Raw genomic sequence first — 17923 nt, 5'->3', positions numbered from 1 at the left:
GTAAAGCTTAGTTGTTGCTGAGGGCGAGCTCTGCCTCAAGGGCCTCGGTGAGCTGCTCTTCAAGTTCGGGAACACGAATCTGCTGAATGATCTCATTCAGGAAGCCGCGCACGACCAGACGGCGTGCCTCAGCCTCCGGAATACCGCGAGCCTGCAGGTACCACAGGTGCTGCTCATCGAGCTGGCCGGTGGTGGATGCGTGGCCGGCGCCCTCAATCAGGCCGGTCTCAATCTCCAGGTTCGGCACGGAGTCGGCGCGGGGGCCAACTTCCAGCAGCAGGTTACGGTTCAGCTCGTAGGTGTCAGTGCCTTCTGCATCCTTACCAATCAGAACGTCACCAACCCATACGGAGTGCGCACCCTTGCCCTGCAGCGCGCCCTTGTAGGTCACGCGGGACTTGCAGTTGGGTACGGAGTGGTCCACGAACAGGCGGGACTCAATGTGCTGACCTGCGTCTACGAAGTACAGGCCGTACATTTCAGTCTCAGCGCCGGGAGCGGTGAACTTGGTGGAGGGGGTCACGCGCACCAGGTCGCCGCCGAGGGACACCACAACGTGCTTGAAGCGTGCGTTGCGGCCCAGCTTAGCGTAGTGTGCGGAGGTGTGGATTGCGTCGTCAGCCCACTGCTGCACGGAAACAACGTTCAGCTCAGCCTCGTCGTTCACCACGAACTCAACGTTCTGTGCCAGGATGGTGGAGCCGGTGTGGCGCAGAACCACGACAGCCTTCGAGAAGGGCTTAGCCTCAATCACGATGTGCTGCGCGGCAGCCTCGTTACCGGTGCCGGTGATGTCGATTTCCACGTGCTCAGCCAGTTCAGCTTCGGCGGGGATGGTCACCACGGTTGCTTCGGTGAAGCTGGACCACGCGTTCGCTGCCACGCGGTCCTCGGGGATACCTGCGGAGCCGATGCGTGCATCCTCGCGGGAGACGGTCTCAACCTGAACCTGTTCGGGTGCAGTGATCTGCGGTGCCGGTGCGGTGCCGGTCAGCTTCTCCAGGTGCAGGCCACCCAGACGCTTCAGCGGGGTGAAGCGCCAGTCCTCTTCACGACCGGTCAGGGGCGCGAAGTCCTCCACGTTGTAGGAGGTCTTACGCTCTGCACGGGATGCTTCGAGTACCTTCTGGACGTTGTTCGGGTTGGAGCCCTGGTGGTGTGCCTCGGTGGCACGGTACAGGGTGTCATCGTGGGCGAACTCGGTGGCGAGCTTCTCGCCCTCCTGGTCCATGCCGGGGATGATCGGGGAGTGGTAACCCAGGGTTTCTTCGTTGGTCGGCATTAGCCCACAGATCCTTCCATCTGAAGTTCGATCAGGCGGTTCAGTTCGAGTGCGTACTCCATCGGCAGCTCGCGGGCGATAGGCTCAACGAAGCCGCGGACGATCATCGCCATTGCTTCTTCTTCGCTCAGGCCGCGCTGCATCAGGTAGAACAGCTGGTCCTCGGAGACGCGGGAAACGGTCGCCTCGTGACCCATGGTCACATCGTCCTCGCGGACATCCACGTAGGGGTAGGTGTCGGAGCGGGAGATGGTGTCCACCAGCAGTGCGTCACAGACCACGGAGGACTTGGAGTGCTTAGCACCCTCACGAACCTGAACCAGGCCACGGTACGCACTGCGGCCGCCGTTACGTGCCACGGACTTGGACACAATGGTCGAGGAGGTGTTCGGTGCAATGTGAACCATCTTCGAACCGGTGTCCTGGTGCTGACCCTCACCCGCGAATGCGATGGACAGGGTCTCACCCTTAGCGTGCTCGCCGACCATGTAAACAGCCGGGTACTTCTGGGTGACCTTCGAACCGATGTTGCCGTCCACCCATTCCATGGTGGCGCCCTCGTGCGCAACAGCGCGCTTGGTCACCAGGTTGTAGACGTTGTTCGACCAGTTCTGGATGGTGGTGTAGCGAACGCGTGCGTTCTTCTTCAGCACAATCTCAACCACTGCAGAGTGCAGGGAGTCGGACTTGTAGATGGGGGCGGTGCAGCCCTCAATGTAGTGAACGTAGGAGTCTTCGTCCGCAATAATCAGGGTGCGTTCGAACTGACCCATGTTCTCGGTGTTAATGCGGAAGTACGCCTGCAGCGGGATCTCCACGTGAACTCCCGGGGGAACGTACACGAAGGAGCCACCGGACCATACGGCGGTGTTCAGTGCGGAGAACTTGTTGTCACCAATCGGGATGATGGAGCCGAAGTATTCCTTGAACAGTTCGGGGTATTCGCGCAGACCGGTGTCGGTGTCGACGAAGATCACGCCCTGCTTCTCCAGGTCCTCACGGATCTGGTGGTACACGACCTCAGACTCGTACTGTGCAGCCACACCCGCGACGAGGGAGTTACGCTCCGCCTCGGGAATACCCAGACGCTCGTAGGTGGTGCGGATATCCTCGGGCAGTTCCTCCCAAGAAGCCGCCTGGCCCTCGGTCGAGCGCACGAAGTACTTGATGTTGTCGAAGTCGATTTCGGAAAGATCCGCACCCCAGGTGGGCATGGGCTTACGCTCAAAGAACTTCAGCGCCTTCAGACGCATATCCAGCATCCACTGGGGTTCGTTCTTCTTCGCAGAGATGTCGCGCACGACGTTCTCGTCCAGGCCGCGCTTTGCTACCTGGCCTGCTTCGTCGGAGTCTGCCCAACCGTACTCGTAGTTGCCAATGCCCTCGAGTTCGGGGTTCATCTCCAGGATCTCTGAAATGACGGTGTCGTTGGCGTTCTGCCCAACTTTCTCAGTCATTACGGCCTTTCTTCGATGGTTATTACATTTCTCGCCGCCACCTGCCGGTTGCAGGCGCGGTAGTTTAGGGGGCTGATGCCGCGCTCGACCACGGCGTTTAACGCAGCGTGGGGCGGGCGGGTTCCAGCGTGCGGGTCGCACCCTTTGAGGGGTTCATCGGGGTGCGCCGCGGGGTACTGCGGTAAGTGTTACGCGGAAGGTTTCTCTAGGAATAGGTTTCTCTAGGATTCTTCTGCGTTCTTCTCACCCTCGGCGGTGACGCGGTTCAGGGGCACGTGCGTGGTACACACGTGAGCACCCGAAGCCATGGTTGAAAGCCTACGGACATCAACGCCGAGCAGGTCAGAAATAATCCCGGTTTCCTGCTCACAGAACACTTGGAAGTCTCCAGCGAGGTCGCGTACCGGGCAGTGCCCCTGACAGAGCTGAATACTTGCCAGAAAATGCTCGGGAACGGTCCGTCCTGCAGGAGGCGCGGTGACCTGAGCGGTCGCCACGAAACCGTCCTTACTCATTGCCTCTGCGAGCGCCTGCGCTCTGGCTGCCACGTCATCACCGGCGGCTTCTACGACGGGTCGGTAGCGGGCTTCCATTTCTGCGGCGCGGGCGGAGGCGAAAGCTTCGAGGGCTTCCTGCCCAACCGTGTCGCGGAGCATTTGTAGGGCGTCGCGGGCGATGATGAGGTAGTCGTTACCGAGGCGTTCGTGGCCCTGGGGGGCGATCACGTAGCGGCGGGCGGGTCGGCCAGCTCCGGCGCCGTGCTTTTTGATGGGCGCGACCTCAATCATGTTGTTGGATTCGAGGGCGTCGAGGTGGCGGCGTACCGCTGCGGGGGTGAGGCTGAGGAGCTCACCGAGGGTTGCTGCGGATACGGGGCCGTTGTTGAGGACTTCGCGCAGGACGCGATCCCTGGTGCGTTCTTCTGCCTCGGCTTTGCGCTTGGATGTGCGTGCCGCGGAGGACTTGGTACTGGAAGCACCAGTAGAGCCCGAGGCGGCGGTTCGGGTGCCGTTTCGGGTCTGCGTCTCGTTCATTGAGGCGCGCTGAGAGCTCTTGTTCACGGAATACACAAATAAAGTATGTCCTAATTACTTTTTATTTGGCTAGTTAGGTACCCCTACTTGATAACTTTTCAACCTGAAGGTGAACATTTGAGTCGTAACGGGTGTGCCTTAAACGTGAGTTAGGGCATAAGATGAAAGGTGCACACACGCTCATTCATCGAAAAACTCGAAAGTGACTGTCTATGGAGACCACCACCGCGGGCCAGCAGGACCACCCGGGGCGTGCATCCGCCGCACCAACGGCGCGCACTGAGCACCACACGGAGCCCAGCGCCTCCCCCACCGCACGACGACGCACCATCGCAGAAGAACCAGCGCTCAGCATTAAAGACCTCATCAAAGAGTTCAAGCCCTCACGCGCCTTCCGCACCAAATACCCCGAACGGCTCACCGCCAGCGGGCTCTACCGCGCCGTCAACAAGGTCAACCTGCGCGTCTTCCCCGGTGAAGTGGTCGTCCTGCTCGGCGCTAACGGCGCCGGCAAAACCACAACCCTCGCCTGCGCACAGGGCCTGCTCAAGCCCACCCGCGGTACCGTGCGCCTCCTCGGCGAAAACCCGCTGCAGGCGGACCCGGAGCTACGCGCCAAGGTCGGCATTATGCTCCAGGACGGCGGCCTGCCCAACGCCATGCATCCTGTTCCGTTGCTTGAGCACATCTCGACCATGTACACCGACCCGTACCCGGTCGAAGAGCTCGTGGAACGCCTGGGCATTGACACTTTTAACGGCACCACGATTCGCCGCCTCTCGGGTGGTCAGAAGCAGCGCGTCTCCCTCGCCGCAGCCCTCATCGGCCGCCCGGACGTGCTCTTCCTCGACGAGCCCTCCGCGGGTCTGGACCCGCAATCCCGCAACGTCGTCTTCGACATTATTCGTGAACAGCGTGAACTCGGCACCGCAATCGTGCTCACCACGCACCTGATTGACGACGCGCAGAAGCTCGCCGATTACGTCTACATCATCGAAAACGGCACCACGGTTCAGGAAGGCACCGTCTCGGAGCTCATCGCCAGCGACGGTACGAACCGCCTGCAGTACACCCTGGATGCGCCCACCCCCACCCGTGAGCAGCTGCTGCCCGCGCATCTGCGCGCCGGTGTGGAGCTCATCGAAAAGGTGCCCTACACCCCGGCTCGCGACGGCGCGCCCTCCGTGCCCGGCGCGTATGAGCTGGTCGGTGCGCTACGCCCCGAGCATCTGGCGGCGTTCACCTCGGCGCTCGCTGAGCGTTACCTCATGCCGATTTCTCTCACCATGGAACCGAAGACTCTTGAGGATGTCTTCCTCGACATTTCAGGACGTGATATCCGATGAGCAACACCGCACGCACTCACAACAACCGGGCGGCCAACAACCGGGCGGCAGAAAACCAAGTAAAAGAAAAGTCTGCAGAAGAGAGCCGAGCGGAAGGGAACCGAATGGAAGAACGCGCCGCGAACACCCGCCCCGCCGTAGACTCCCGCCCCGTAGACACTCGCCCCAGGGTCTCTTCTATTGACGAAGATGAGGAGTACATTCCCCCGCGCGCGAACTACCCGCTCGTGCGCGTCATTGAGCAGGGCCGCTACGAGACGATGGCGATGCTCCGCAACGGCGAGCAGCTGATGCTCAACATTATTTTTCCCGTCATGGCGCTCATTGCGTTGCGGTTCACCGGTCTGATCGATGAGTACGCCAACTCGGTCGGGGTCTCCCGCATGGATGCGGCGGTCCCCGGCGTTCTGGCGCTCTGCGTGATTTCTACGGCGCTATCCGGTCAGGGCATTGCCACCGGTTTTGATCGCCGCTACGGCGTGCTGCGATTCCTTGCGACCACTCCCCTGGGCCGTAACGGCCTGATCATGGGCAAGTGCATTGCGGTGCTGGTGGTCGTAGCGATTCAGTTCACGCTGGTTGCGGTGCTCGGGTACGGTCTGGGCTGGCGCCCGGACGCTATCGCCGTCTCGCGCTCCATCATCACGATGCTCATGGGGGCCGGCGCGTTTACGGCACTGGGTCTGCTCATTGCCGGCACGGTGCGTGCGGAGGCGACCCTCGCCATCGTAAATATCGCCTGGGTAATTCTTGCCGGTGCCGGCGGCGTGGTGTTCCCGCTCAAGTCCTTCCCCGACTGGTACGCCGGAATCGTGGCGTGGTCGCCCTCGGCGGCTCTGGGTGACGCGTTGCGTGGCAACTTCATTCAGCATCAGTGGCTCGCCGACCCGCACTGGGTCCTCATTGTGTGGACCGTGGTCATTGGGTTTATTGCCTCGCGCAAGTTCAAGTGGTCTGACTAGAGGCAACGCAAATACAGACAACGCAAGCACAGACAGAGCAAGAGCAGCCAGTGCTTCTTCTCATCGCAAATTAAAAGGCGGGCGCCGGATATGTTCCGATACATATCCGGCGCCCATTCATATAACACAAACCTTTAGCCTCAACCACACACAAAGTGCACGGTCAGAGACTAAAAGAAAGCACCTCCTCCAGAACCTTTTATCTCACCACCACAGTGAGATAATCAATGGTTCTTACGCAGAGGAGGGGCTTCAATCACCGAGATGTAGACCGACCCAACCACTGTTTCGGTCTACAACCTTCCTGCTCAACCTTAACATGAGCTTCACCACTTACACAAAAATTGTTACGTTACTGAACAATATTCAGCGCATAGCTCAGAAACACAGCTCAACGTGCACCGCGAAATCCGCAGAGCCCGCGTTGTAGCGTTGCTTTTTCTCCATCTCAGCCCCGTATCACCCTGTGAATGTCTGCATTCACACACCGGATACTTCCGCCCAGTGAACTATCCTGTTAAAACGAAAGGGTCGAAACAAACCTCCCGGCGCTCCGCACCTACCCTGGTACCTACCCGGACACCTACCGGCGCGGGAATAAACACCCCCGAAGGCACGTTACACCCGACGGACAGCGCGCTAGCACAAGCCTGCTGGCGCATCCACTCACGTTGTGAAAGGACACCCACGTGGCAGAGAACTTCCAGTGGACAGAAACCGACCAGCGCGCCGTAGATACCGCACGTATCCTCGCCGCAGACGCCGTAGAAAAGGTCGGATCCGGCCACCCCGGCACCGCAATGAGCCTGGCGCCGGTCGCCTACCTGCTCTTCCAGAAGGTCATGAACCAGGATCCCTCCGACGACCGCTGGGAAGGCCGTGACCGCTTCATCCTCTCCCCCGGCCACACCTCCCTCACCCTGTACACTCAGCTGTTCCTCGGCGGCTACGGCCTCGAAATGAGCGACCTGGAAGCCCTGCGCACCTGGGGTGCCCTCACCCCCGGCCACCCCGAATACAAGCACACCAAGGGCGTAGAAATCACCACCGGCCCGCTCGGCCAGGGCCTGGCCTCCGCCGTTGGTTTCGCCTACGCACAGCGTCGTATGCGCGGCATGTTCGACCCCGAAGCAGCACCGGGCACCTCCCCCTTCGACCACCACGTCTACGTCATCGCCTCCGAAGGTGACGTGCAGGAGGGCGTGACCGCCGAAGCCAGCGCGCTTGCGGGCCACCAGGAGCTCGGCAACCTGATCGTCGTCTGGGACCGCAACCACATCTCCATTGAGGAAGACACCGACGTTGCCTTCACCGAGGACGTAGCAAAGCGCTACGAGTCCTACGGTTGGGATGTTCAGCGCGTGGACTGGACCCGCACCGGCGACTACGTTGAGGATGTCGCAGAACTGTACGCCGCTATTGAGCGTGCAAAGGCTGTCACCGACAAGCCCTCCTTCATTGAGCTGCGCACCATCATCGGCTACCCCGCCCCCACCAAGCAGAACACCGGCGCAGTGCACGGCTCCAAGCTCGGTGCTGAAGAGGTTGCCGCAACCAAGGAACTGCTCGGCTTCGACCCCGCCAAGAGCTTCTTCATCGAGGAGAACGTCCTGGCGCACACCCGCCAGCTCGTTGAGCGCGGCGCCGCAGCGCACAAGGCATGGGACGAGAAGTTCGAGGCATGGGCCAAGGCTAACCCCGAGCGCGCCGAACTGTACAAGCGCCTCGTCGCAGGCGAACTGCCCGCAGACTACAAGGCTGCCTTCCCCGTGTTCGAGGCTGGCACCTCCGTAGCAACCCGCGCGGCATCCGGCACCGTCATCAACGCTATTGCTGAGACCTTCCCCGAACTGTGGGGTGGCTCCGCTGACCTCGCCGGCTCGAACCTGACCACCATCAAGGGTGCAGAGTCCTTCAACCCGGCATCGCACAGCACCGAAGACTGGACCGCGAACCCCTACGGTCGCGTGCTGCACTTCGGTATTCGTGAGCAGGCTGCCGCAGCAATCGTCAACGGCATCGTGCTCTCCTCCCCGACCCGCGCGTTCTCGGGCACCTTCTTCGTGTTCTCCGACTACCAGCGTCCGGCTGTTCGCCTCTCCGCGCTGATGGGCGTTCCCGCACTGTACGTGTGGACCCACGACTCCATTGGTGTGGGCGAGGACGGCCCCACCCACCAGCCGATCGAGCACCTCTCCTCCCTGCGCGCTATCCCCGGCTTCGACGTGGTTCGCCCCGCGGACGCTAACGAAACCGCCGTCGCATGGCGCACCATCCTGGAGAAGTCCGACCGCCCCGCAGGTATCGTGCTCTCCCGTCAGAACCTGCCCGTCTGGGCTCGTGAAGACGTGCACGCAGACGCTGAGGGTGAGAAGTTCGCTTCCGCTGAGGGCACCGCACGCGGCGGCTACATCATGGCTGACACCGAGGGCACCCCGGACGTCATCCTGATCGCTACCGGCTCCGAGGTTGAGCTCGCTGTTCAGGCTCGCGCAACCCTCGCAGAGCAGGGCATCGCCGCCCGCGTGGTTTCCATGCCTTCGCGTGAGTGGTTCGCTGAGCAGGACGCAGAGTACCGCGAGTCGGTTCTGCCCTCCTCGGTTGCAGCCCGCGTCTCCGTCGAGGCTGGCCTGGCGATGAGCTGGTACGACCTGCTCGGCACCGCCGGCCGCGCCGTATCCATCGAGCACTTCGGTGCATCCGCCGATGCGAAGACCCTGTACCGCGAATTCGGTATCACTGCGGAGGCTGTCGTGGCCGCCGCTAAGGATTCCATCGACGCCGCTAAGTAGGCAGTAACAACGCCGCGGTAACTGCCGCGCACACTGCGCTCCCCCTGTACGGGTGGGGTGCGGACGCAACGGGTAGGCTCCGGCTGACCGCTCAGCCGGAGCCTCCCGCCGCCCAGAAGATTTCGCCGATATCTCAAATTTCAATTTCGACATTTTCAATTTCGACAAAGAATCGAAGGTTTTCACATGTCTGAGTCCACTCAGAAGCTTTCCGACGCCGGTGTCTCCATCTGGCTTGACGACCTCTCCCGTGAGCGTCTGACCAGCGGCAACCTTGCCGAACTCATCAAGACCCACAACGTCGTCGGTGTGACCACCAACCCCACCATCTTCGCTGGCGCGCTCTCCAAGGGCGCCGCATACGCTGAGCAGATGCGTGAGCTTGCCGCCGCCGGCGCAAGCGTTGAAGAGGCAGTCTTCGCCGCAACCTGCGACGACGTACGCGCAGCCTGCGACGTGTTCGCACCCGTCTACAAGGCGTCCAACGGTTTTGACGGCCGCGTCTCCATCGAGGTTGACCCCCGCCTGGCACGCGACGCCGAAGGCACCGCCAAGATGGCACGTGAACTCTACGAGCGCGTGGGCCGCGAAAACGTCATGATTAAGATCCCCGCAACCCAGGAAGGTCTGCGCCCCATCGCGGAGACCCTGGCTGCTGGCATCAGCGTGAACGTGACCCTAATCTTCTCCCTGACCCGCTACCGCGAGGTCATCAACGCCTACATGCTCGGCCTGGAGCAGGCGCTGGAGAACGGCAAGGACCTGTCCACCATCCACTCGGTCGCATCCTTCTTCGTCTCCCGCGTAGACACCGAAATCGATGCGCGCCTCGAAGCTGCCGGCGGCGACGCTGTGCAGCTCAAGGGCAAAGCAGGCCTGGCAAACGCACGCCTCGCCTACGAGGTGTTCGAGGAAATGTTCTCCTCCGAGCGTTGGGCACGTCTGCAGGCACACGGCGCGAACGTACAGCGCCCGCTGTGGGCATCCACCGGTGTGAAGGACCCGTCCCTGCCGGATACCCTGTACGTCACCGGTCTGGTTGCGCCCAACACCGTGAACACCATGCCCGAGGCAACCCTGAACGCTGTTGCCGACCACGGCGAGGTTACCGGCAACACCATCGTTCCGAACTACTCCGAAGCGAATGAGGTTCTGGACGCTATCTCCGCTTACGTCTCCTACGCGGAGGTCGTGGAGAAGCTCGAGGTTGAGGGCCTGTCTAAGTTCGACGTCTCCTGGGAAGAGCTGCTGCAGACCGTCCGCGAGGCACTCGAGCAGGCTAAGTAGAACCAGGCGACACAGCCGAATCTACAGCTATTGAAATTCGGAAGCTACTGAAGTTTAGCAACCGCTGAAATATAGCGCATGACCAATGCGTTCCCGGTGTGCACCACCCGACGCACACCAACCGATATGCACGCCCAACATATTGTGGGCACAGCACCAATCCGCCGGGATTCTCGTAGAGATTCTAACCAGGATTTTCGCCAGGATTCCCGCCAGGGCTTCACCGCCCGAGGCGTCCCAGAGAATCTCGGCGGGTTAGGTGCCCCTCATATCGTCCCGTCAAAAACCGGTACAATACAGGGTACACACCTTCCAGAATGCGGCATCGCCTCCGCGCGACAAGGTACGAACCGCGCGCCGCACGAACCAACCAAGGCAATCAAAGGAATATATTGTGACTATCGGTCATGAAGCGAACCCCCTCAGGGACACTCGCGACCGCCGCATTACCCGCATTGCGGGGCCGTCCGCGCTCGTCTTCTTTGGCGTAACCGGTGACCTGGCCCGCAAGAAGCTGCTTCCGGCAGTGTATGACCTCATGAACCGCGGTTTGCTCCCGCCGAGCTTCGGCCTTGTCGGCTTCGGCCGCCGCCCCTGGAGCGATGACGACTTCCGCGCCTATGTGCGTGAATCTGTTGAGGCAAACGCCCGCACCCCCTTCCGCGAGGACGTATGGAACCAGTTCCAGCAGGGCATGCGATTCGTTGAAGGTGCCTTCAACGACGACGCAGCCTTCGAAAAGCTCAAGAACACCCTCGCTGAACTCGACGAGCGTGGCGCCCACGGCAACCACGCCTTCTACCTCTCCATCCCCCCGAAGGCATTCGAGCAGGTCCTCACCAAGCTCGCCGAACACGACCTCGCATCGCGCGATAACGACACCGTCAACCCCGTCGACGGTTGGCGCCGCGTGGTCATTGAGAAGCCCTTCGGCCACAACCTTGAAAGCGCACGCGAACTGAACTCCATCGTGGAGGCAGTCTTCCCGCCCGATGCCGTGTTCCGCATCGACCACTACCTGGGCAAGGAAACCGTTCAGAACATTCTGGCGATGCGTTTCTCCAACCAGATGTTCGAGCCCCTCTGGAACTCCCACTACGTGGATCACGTCCAGATCACCATGGCTGAAGACATCGGCATCGGCTCCCGCGCAGGCTACTACGACGGCGTGGGTGCGGCCCGCGACGTCATCCAGAACCACCTGCTGCAGCTGCTCGCCCTTACCGCCATGGAAGAGCCCCTCAGCCTCGACGCTAAGCACCTGCGCGCCGAGAAGGCGAAGGTCCTCGAAGCAGTCCGTATCGACGACCTGCCGAACTCCTTTGCACTCGGCCAGTACGCCGCAGGCTACCAGGGCGGCGAGCACGTCAACGGCTTCTTCGACGAGAACGACATCCCCGCAGACTCCCGCACCGAAACCTTCGCAGCGCTGAAGGTGTCCATCGCAAACCGCCGCTGGGAAGGCACCCCCTTCTACCTGCGCGCTGGCAAGCGCCTGGGCCGCCGAGTCACCGAAATCGCCGTGGTCTTCAAGAAGTCCTCCGACCGTCTCTTCGGCGAACGTGAAAACCCGCAGGTCGGCCAGAACGCCATCGTCATCCGCGTGCAGCCCGACGAAGGCATGACCATCCGATTCTCCGCGAAGGTGCCCGGCACCCAGATGGAAATCCGCGACGTCAACATGGACTTCGGCTACGGCCACTCCTTCACCGAAGAGTCCCCCGAAGCCTACGAACGCCTCATCCTGGACGTTCTGCTCGGCGAGCCGCCGCTGTTCCCCCGCCACGAAGAAGTTGAGCTCTCCTGGAAGATCCTCGACCCCTTCGAAGAGTACTGGGAAGAAAACCGCATTAAGCCTGAACCCTACGAGTCCGGTTCGTGGGGTCCGCGTTCAGCACACGAGATGCTTGAGCGTGACAACCGCGCTTGGAGGCGCCCGTGATCTCGCACCTGCATAACACCACCGTTTCCGCCATCAACAAAGAACTGAGCCACCTGACTGCCGCCAACGGTAGCCTCAGCAGCGGACGAGTACTCACCCTCGTTGTTCTCGCGGAAAAGGGCCACTCCCGCGAAGCAATGCGCGCCGCAATTCGTGCCTCCCACGAACACCCGAGCCGCATTATTGTGCACATCTCCCACGACCCGCTCGACCCCGACCAGCTGGATGCAGAAATCCACCTCGGCGGCGACACCGGCGCATCCGAGATGATCGTTCTGCGCGGCTGGGGTAGCGCATCCCGCCCGACCGAAGCACTGATCTCCGGTCTGCTGCTGCCGGACTCCCCGATTGTGGTCTGGTGGCCGCACTCGGTGCCCGAGAACCCGGCACAGCACTCCATCGGTCGTATCGCGCAGCGTCGCATTACCGACTCTGCACGCGCCGACGACCCGAAGGAAGCGCTACGCAAGCTCACCGACGTATTCCGTGCAGGCGACACCGACCTGGCGTGGACCCGCCTCACCCTGTGGCGCACCCAGCTGGCAGCGCTCATGGAGCAGATGCCTTCCTCCCCCGTGCGCCGCGTGGTTGTGTGGGGTTCGAGCAAGTCCCCGTCCGTGGTGCTGCTCGGTACGTGGCTCGGCTGGAAGCTTGAAGCACCCGTGCACCTCGCCACCATTGGCGCGGCAAACCGCGGCCTGTACCGCGTCAGCATTGAGCGTGAAGACGGTTCGGTGACGATGTTCCGCCCCGGCATTTCCGTGGCAACCATCTCCACCCCGTACGCGCCCGATCAGCAGATTGCGCTGCCGGTGCGTACCCTCGCCGAGTGCATCTCTGAGGAGTTGCGCCGCCTCGACCCGGACGACACCTACGGTGACGTGCTGAAGCAGGCGCTGTGCACCGTCACCCTCGTCGATGACACCTGCCAGCCTGAAGACATGCTGGACCTCGAAGAATACCCGGAGGTTTTCGATGCCTAAGATTCAGAACATGGGCGCATCCACCCCCACCCTGGTGGCGCACCCGACCCGCGACGCTCTCGCAGCGGACGCGGTGACCCGCATCCTCGACATCATTGAGCACGTGCTCTCTGAGCGCACGATCGCCCACATTTCGCTGACCGGCGGCACCATGGGTATCGCCACCTTGAAGGCGTGGGCTGAGAACGAGCGCGTGAATGATATCGACTGGTCCCGCGTGCACTTCTGGTTCTCCGATGAGCGTTACGTGCCCGAGCGTAGCCCCGAACGTAATGACGGTCAGGCTATTGAGGTGCTGCTCGCTCCCCTGCTGTCGCACGGCCTGGTCGTGGGCAATGTGCACCGCATGGGTCCGTCCGATATTTTCACCGGCCTGGAGGCTGCCGCTGAGCACTACGCCTTTGAGATGCGCGACTACGCTGGTTCCGCACCGGCTGTGAGCGTGCAGATGCCCGAGGGCGCAACCGAATTGCCGCTGGCTGGCGGTCACGGTGGCGGCGCGGGTCACGAACACGGCGGCTCCGGCGGCTGTGGTTGTGGCGGCGGCGGTTGCGGTTCTTCCGCACCCGAGCAGTCCATTGAAGAGACCACCCTGGACGAATTTGATGCTGAGGCTGCTGAGGCTTCCGAATCCGCCGGTGGTTGCGGATGCGGCGGCGGAGGCTGCGGTGGTGGCGGTGGCGGCCAGTGGCCCGCACCGGTCTTTGACATCACCTTGCTGGGCATGGGCCCGGACGGTCATATTGCTTCCCTGTTCCCGGGCCGTAAGCAGGTTCTGCTGGGTACCGGTCTGCCGGAGGATCCGGTTGAGGGCGGTAAGGCTGTGACCGTGATGGTTTCTGATTCGCCGAAGCCGCCGGCTGAGCGCGTGTCGGTGACCCTGCCGATTATCAACAATTCGCGTCACGTGTTCTTCCTCATCACCGGTGAGGATAAGCAGGATGCGACCAGCCGCCTCCTGGCTGGCGCGAAGCTGGACGCTGAGGACCTGAACGCGGAGCTGCTGCTGGAAACCCCGGCGGTGGGTGCGCGCGGTAAGAAGCAGACCCTGATTTTTGCAACCGAGGAGTCGCTGGCTCCTGAGAACCGCCCGTAAGGTTCGGTTCTGAACTGCATTGGATAAAGGGTGGAGCCCCGGATAGACATCTATCCGGGGCTTTTCTCTATGGTTTTTAAACCAGCCCGAATGGTACTAGAAGTGGTACCATGAAGTATGCCGAGTATTGAAGATTTAGTTGCGAAGATGGCCTCCAGCCCTCAAAACGTTACTTTCACTCAACTTCAAAAGGTATGCACCCATTTCTTTGGAGCGCCGCGTATCCGCGGATCTCACCACTACTACAGCACCCCCTGGCATGGTGACCCTATTGTCAACATTCAACAGGGAAACTCCGGTAAAGCAAAGAAATACCAAGTCAAGCAGGTTCTAACTGCCATTCAAAAACTGGAGAATAACGATGACTAGTACTCTCCCCCGCCAAGAGCTCTACACCTACCGCGTCGAGTGGTCTGAAGACGACCAGGAATTCGTCGGAACCGTAGCCGAATTCCCCAGCCTCTCATACCTGGCCCCAACCTCTACCGAGGCATTCGCGGGTATTCGAGAAGTCGTCGCCGATACCCTTGAGATTCTTGAAGAAGATGGCCGCGAGGCACCCGAACCGTTCTCCCTGCGTTCCTTCTCAGGACGATTCAACTTGCGTGTTTCACCGCAATTGCATCGTCGTCTGGTTCAGCAGGCAGCGCTTTCTCACCAGAGCCTGAACCAGTACGTGAGCCAACAGCTCGAAGCAGTCGCCTAAGTAAGCCAGTACATCTTCATCATCCAACGAAGATTCCAAAATGTTATGACATGACAAAAGAGTGGAGCCCCGGATAGTTTCGACTATCCGGGGCTCCACTCTTGCTACGCCCGCCTACTTTTCAGCGGCGGCAGGATCCTGCGGCTCTTGCTCCTCCGAAGATTCATCCGCCTCAAAGCCCACGTACAGTGCCGCCAGCGACGGAACCGTCGCCTCCAGCACCTCCTGCGCCTCCTCGGGGCTCGGGGTGAGCTTCGCGCCGGTCAGTTGCAGGTACTCGCGCACCGTCATGGGCTGCGCCCAGTCAAAGTGCTCACGCACGGCGGTGATATTCGCGCCGGACTGCAACACGTTAATGCCGCGGGCAAGACCAATATCCGTCACCTTCACGATGGCGTCGGTCTCCTCCGGGATGTCGTACGGGTCGCGGTTCTGCAGGTCCACGATGAACGGCAGCACGCCGCGGCTCTCAGCGCGCAAGGTGAACTTGGTGTGCACCTGGCTCACCTCGTGCACCTCGCCCACGCCCACGGCGGGCACCACCATGAAGCCCGCCTGCAGGTCGTTCACCGCGGCCAGGGTGTGTGCCTCCCCGAAGCCGGAGTACAGCTGCACCACCGGCACGAGGTAGCACACCTCCGCCTTGAGCGCCTTGCGCGCCTCAATGTCGATGTACTCCCAGGCGCCGCCGGTACCGTCCGTAATGTCGCCCGAGTGGTGCGCGTAAATGGCGCCCTGGCTGTTCTTCACGGTCTGCGACCAGTAGCTGATCTTGTCCATGTAGTTGCCTTCGGCATCGAACATCATCAGCGACAGGTCAATGTCCACGCCCTCATCCCAGAAGCAGAAGAGGCGGATCACGCCGGTGGGCGGCAGATGCACCGTCGAGGTGTTGTATCGGCCCATACCAGCCAGGGAGGGGCGGGCACTGCGGGTGTTCAGCGGCATGATCGTATCGCCCACCTCGTCGGGCAGGTAGATGCTGGTCTCGGCAAGACGGCCGGACAGGCCAATCTCGACCAGACGCTCCAGCAGATCCAGCACCGCCGGGCTGTACTCGCGCGCCGGAATCATGGTGGCGATACCGGTCTTGGATAGGTTCATGCGCTGCGGGGCGGCAGGCTGAGCCTTCTGAGTGGAGGCCGCGGTACGCTGAGCGTTTCGCGGGCTCTCGGGGACAGAAGTGTGCGGGTTAGATAGGCCGGCGTTACGGTCAAAGAACGAGCCCAGCGGGTTCGGGATACCCGCGTTCTGCATGAGGTTCTGAACCCTCGCGACGCCTTCCGGGTTGCGGCGCGCATAGTCGGCGAGCTCCCGGTCCTCCTGCACCGCCACCGGGTTGGCGGGGCGCTCCTTCGGCGGGTTCGCGAGCGCGTTACGCTGCAGGGTCACCAGGTTGCGGATCTGCACCAGGATGGGCGCGGAAACGCGCGGCGCCACGGCGGCGAACGCGTCAAAGATGACCTGCTGGCCGGGGCTCGGTGCGGTGTCGATGCCGTAGCGCGGCACCTCAAACGCAGTCAGGGCGCGCACCAGCTGGCGTGCGAACACGCCGGGGCGGGTCGAGAGCAGACGTGCCACGTTCTGCGCATCCCGGGTTGCGTAGGCGCGGTCCACTAGCGACTCGAAGCTGTACACCTCGCCGCGGTACAGGTCGTCAGCCCAGCGGCTCAGCGCGGTCAGTGACGGGTAGTCGCCGGGGTGAACCGCCTTGACGAGGCGCTTGTACATCTCTGCATTGGGCGCGCTGTCGTAGCGGGCACCGACCGGGTCGGCATCAATAATGCGGTTGAGCAGGTGCGCGATGCGGGTGCGTTCGTTACGGCGCAGCTTCAGGCGCGGCGCGATGCTCAGGCTCAGGTCCCCCACCGTGCCGTTGGAACGCAGACGCGAGTAGGCGGCGGCGAGGGCGAGTGCCTCCTTCATGGTGCGCAGGTGCTCAGCGTCTTCGGGGTGCAGGCAGGCGGCGATGAACACGCGGTTTTCGCGGCTGGTGTTCTCCGGTCGGGCAGCCGGCAGCGCGTCATGCTGGGCGAGGAAACGGCGCAACGCCACAAGGTCGCGCTGGTCGGTCTGGTTGTACGCCTGCTGCTGACTGAGCAGCTGCCGGTAGAGGGCGTCCGCCATAATCAGGGCGTTCTGCACACCGCTGACCATCTGCAGGGGGCGGCGGTTGCGTTCCATGCTCGTGAAGTTGGCGCGGCTCATCGGCTGCTGCCACTCGTAGGGCACATAGTTCTCGGGCAGGCCGCCAACGATGCGCTCGGTGCCGTCCGGGTTGTAGTACGGGTTGGAGAGGTAGTGCATGATCTGCTCGGTGTAGCGCTGCTCTTCGGGGAGCGCCAGGGCGCGCAGATCAAAGTCGCGGCGGAACACGCGGCCGGGACGGTACCCGTACTCGTAGGACCAGATGGTCAAGAACAGGGCAAATTCGTTGGCGCTGACCTTCAGCGCCTGGGCGAGGGATTCCTCGCTGAGGGTCAGGCCGCAATTGCTCAGGGCGGACACTCGCCCCAGGTCGGTGTCGAATACGCCGGCCTGGTGCCGCTCATTAATGCTCGAGTAGTTCGAGCGGTAGGAGGGGTCGTACAGGTCGGTGAAGACGTACACGCCGTAGCGGCGCATCAGGATGAGGCGCACGAGGGGGCTGAGACCCTCGGGGGCTTCACCCTGAAGGTAGGCGGATTCGTTGAGGTAGGGTGATTCCTGCAGGTAGGGGGATGCGTCGTAGGGAGTGGTCACGGGTCGTCCTTTCCGTTGGTCTCACCCGACTGTCACCGTCGGTGGTGTGTCTATGTTCTTATCGTAGCGGCGTGGGCGCGGGGTGTCGCTGGGTTTGGTCATCGGTGACCTGCGGGGTAAATATTCGCGGGGAGCAGCCGACCGTTACGTATCGCGGAGCCGGGGCGGCGCTTATCCGCCGCGTGCTTGTCCATCAGCCGCTTATCTGTCGGTCGCTTATCCTGCCGGCCGCGCGGGAACGGGGGTTAAAAGAAAAATGGCGGGAAGCGAAGAATCCGACAAATATAAGAAAAA

13 protein-coding genes are annotated in these 17923 nt (G+C 62.0%); 9 read left to right on the top strand and 4 right to left on the bottom strand.

Annotation, left to right across the window (positions count from 1 at the left end; translation table 11 throughout):
- Positions 1-7: 7 nt before the first annotated feature.
- The 3 genes from sufD to HMPREF2884_RS06510 all read right to left on the bottom strand — a co-directional run bounded on the left by sufD (position 8) and on the right by HMPREF2884_RS06510 (position 3809).
- The gene (gene sufD / locus HMPREF2884_RS06520) at positions 8-1282 is read right to left on the bottom strand and encodes a Fe-S cluster assembly protein SufD (RefSeq protein ID WP_070616334.1); all 1275 of its coding nucleotides are present in this window, start codon (positions 1280-1282) and stop codon (positions 8-10) included.
- Entirely contained in the window at positions 1282-2739 is a 1458-nt protein-coding gene (gene sufB, locus HMPREF2884_RS06515) for a Fe-S cluster assembly protein SufB (RefSeq protein ID WP_049341273.1), read from the bottom strand. The genes sufD and sufB overlap by 1 nt, the downstream gene beginning before the upstream one ends.
- Positions 2740-2960: 221 nt before the next feature.
- The gene (locus HMPREF2884_RS06510; RefSeq protein ID WP_070616333.1) at positions 2961-3809 is read right to left on the bottom strand and encodes a helix-turn-helix transcriptional regulator; all 849 of its coding nucleotides are present in this window, start codon (positions 3807-3809) and stop codon (positions 2961-2963) included.
- A gap of 176 nt (positions 3810-3985) precedes the next feature.
- Here HMPREF2884_RS06510 and HMPREF2884_RS06505 point away from each other — a divergent pair, with 176 nt between their 5' ends.
- The 9 genes from HMPREF2884_RS06505 (at position 3986) to HMPREF2884_RS06465 (ending at position 14887) form a co-directional block, all read left to right on the top strand.
- Positions 3986-5119, top strand: coding sequence for an ABC transporter ATP-binding protein (locus tag HMPREF2884_RS06505; RefSeq protein ID WP_070616332.1), 1134 nt, complete (start codon positions 3986-3988; stop codon positions 5117-5119).
- Positions 5116-6081, top strand: a complete 966-nt coding sequence (locus HMPREF2884_RS06500) for an ABC transporter permease (RefSeq protein WP_070616331.1) — start codon at positions 5116-5118, stop codon at positions 6079-6081. The genes HMPREF2884_RS06505 and HMPREF2884_RS06500 overlap by 4 nt, the downstream gene beginning before the upstream one ends.
- Before the next feature lie 689 nt (positions 6082-6770).
- Positions 6771-8873, top strand: a complete 2103-nt coding sequence (tkt, locus tag HMPREF2884_RS06495; RefSeq protein ID WP_070616330.1) for a transketolase — start codon at positions 6771-6773, stop codon at positions 8871-8873.
- A 186-nt stretch (positions 8874-9059) separates the two neighbouring features.
- Entirely contained in the window at positions 9060-10160 is a 1101-nt protein-coding gene (gene tal, locus HMPREF2884_RS06490; RefSeq protein WP_070616329.1) for a transaldolase, read from the top strand.
- Between the two features lie 394 nt (positions 10161-10554).
- Positions 10555-12102 carry a glucose-6-phosphate dehydrogenase gene (gene zwf, locus HMPREF2884_RS06485; protein ID WP_049327154.1) on the top strand — a complete coding sequence of 516 codons (1548 nt, stop codon included), beginning with the start codon at positions 10555-10557 and terminating at the stop codon, positions 12100-12102.
- Complete coding sequence (locus HMPREF2884_RS06480; protein WP_005506118.1) at positions 12099-13085, top strand: glucose-6-phosphate dehydrogenase assembly protein OpcA; 987 nt, start codon at positions 12099-12101, stop codon at positions 13083-13085. The genes zwf and HMPREF2884_RS06480 overlap by 4 nt, the downstream gene beginning before the upstream one ends.
- The gene (locus tag HMPREF2884_RS06475; RefSeq protein WP_070616328.1) at positions 13078-14181 is read left to right on the top strand and encodes a 6-phosphogluconolactonase; all 1104 of its coding nucleotides are present in this window, start codon (positions 13078-13080) and stop codon (positions 14179-14181) included. Before HMPREF2884_RS06480 ends, HMPREF2884_RS06475 begins: the two co-directional genes overlap by 8 nt.
- A gap of 117 nt (positions 14182-14298) precedes the next feature.
- A complete protein-coding gene (locus tag HMPREF2884_RS06470) occupies positions 14299-14550 on the top strand; it encodes a toxin HicA (protein ID WP_070616327.1) in 252 nt (83 codons plus the stop codon).
- The gene (locus HMPREF2884_RS06465; protein ID WP_070604265.1) at positions 14543-14887 is read left to right on the top strand and encodes a type II toxin-antitoxin system HicB family antitoxin; all 345 of its coding nucleotides are present in this window, start codon (positions 14543-14545) and stop codon (positions 14885-14887) included. The genes HMPREF2884_RS06470 and HMPREF2884_RS06465 overlap by 8 nt, the downstream gene beginning before the upstream one ends.
- A gap of 114 nt (positions 14888-15001) precedes the next feature.
- On the opposite strand, the gene HMPREF2884_RS06460 is transcribed toward HMPREF2884_RS06465, so the two are convergent.
- Complete coding sequence (locus HMPREF2884_RS06460) at positions 15002-17629, bottom strand: hypothetical protein (RefSeq protein ID WP_070616326.1); 2628 nt, start codon at positions 17627-17629, stop codon at positions 15002-15004.
- Positions 17630-17923: the final 294 nt, after the last annotated feature.

The organism is Rothia sp. HMSC073B08, assembly GCF_001812975.1.
Lineage (GTDB): Bacteria > Actinomycetota > Actinomycetes > Actinomycetales > Micrococcaceae > Rothia > Rothia mucilaginosa.
Note: the sequence above shows the minus strand (reverse complement) of the source record. Positions and strands in the feature narration are given on the sequence as shown.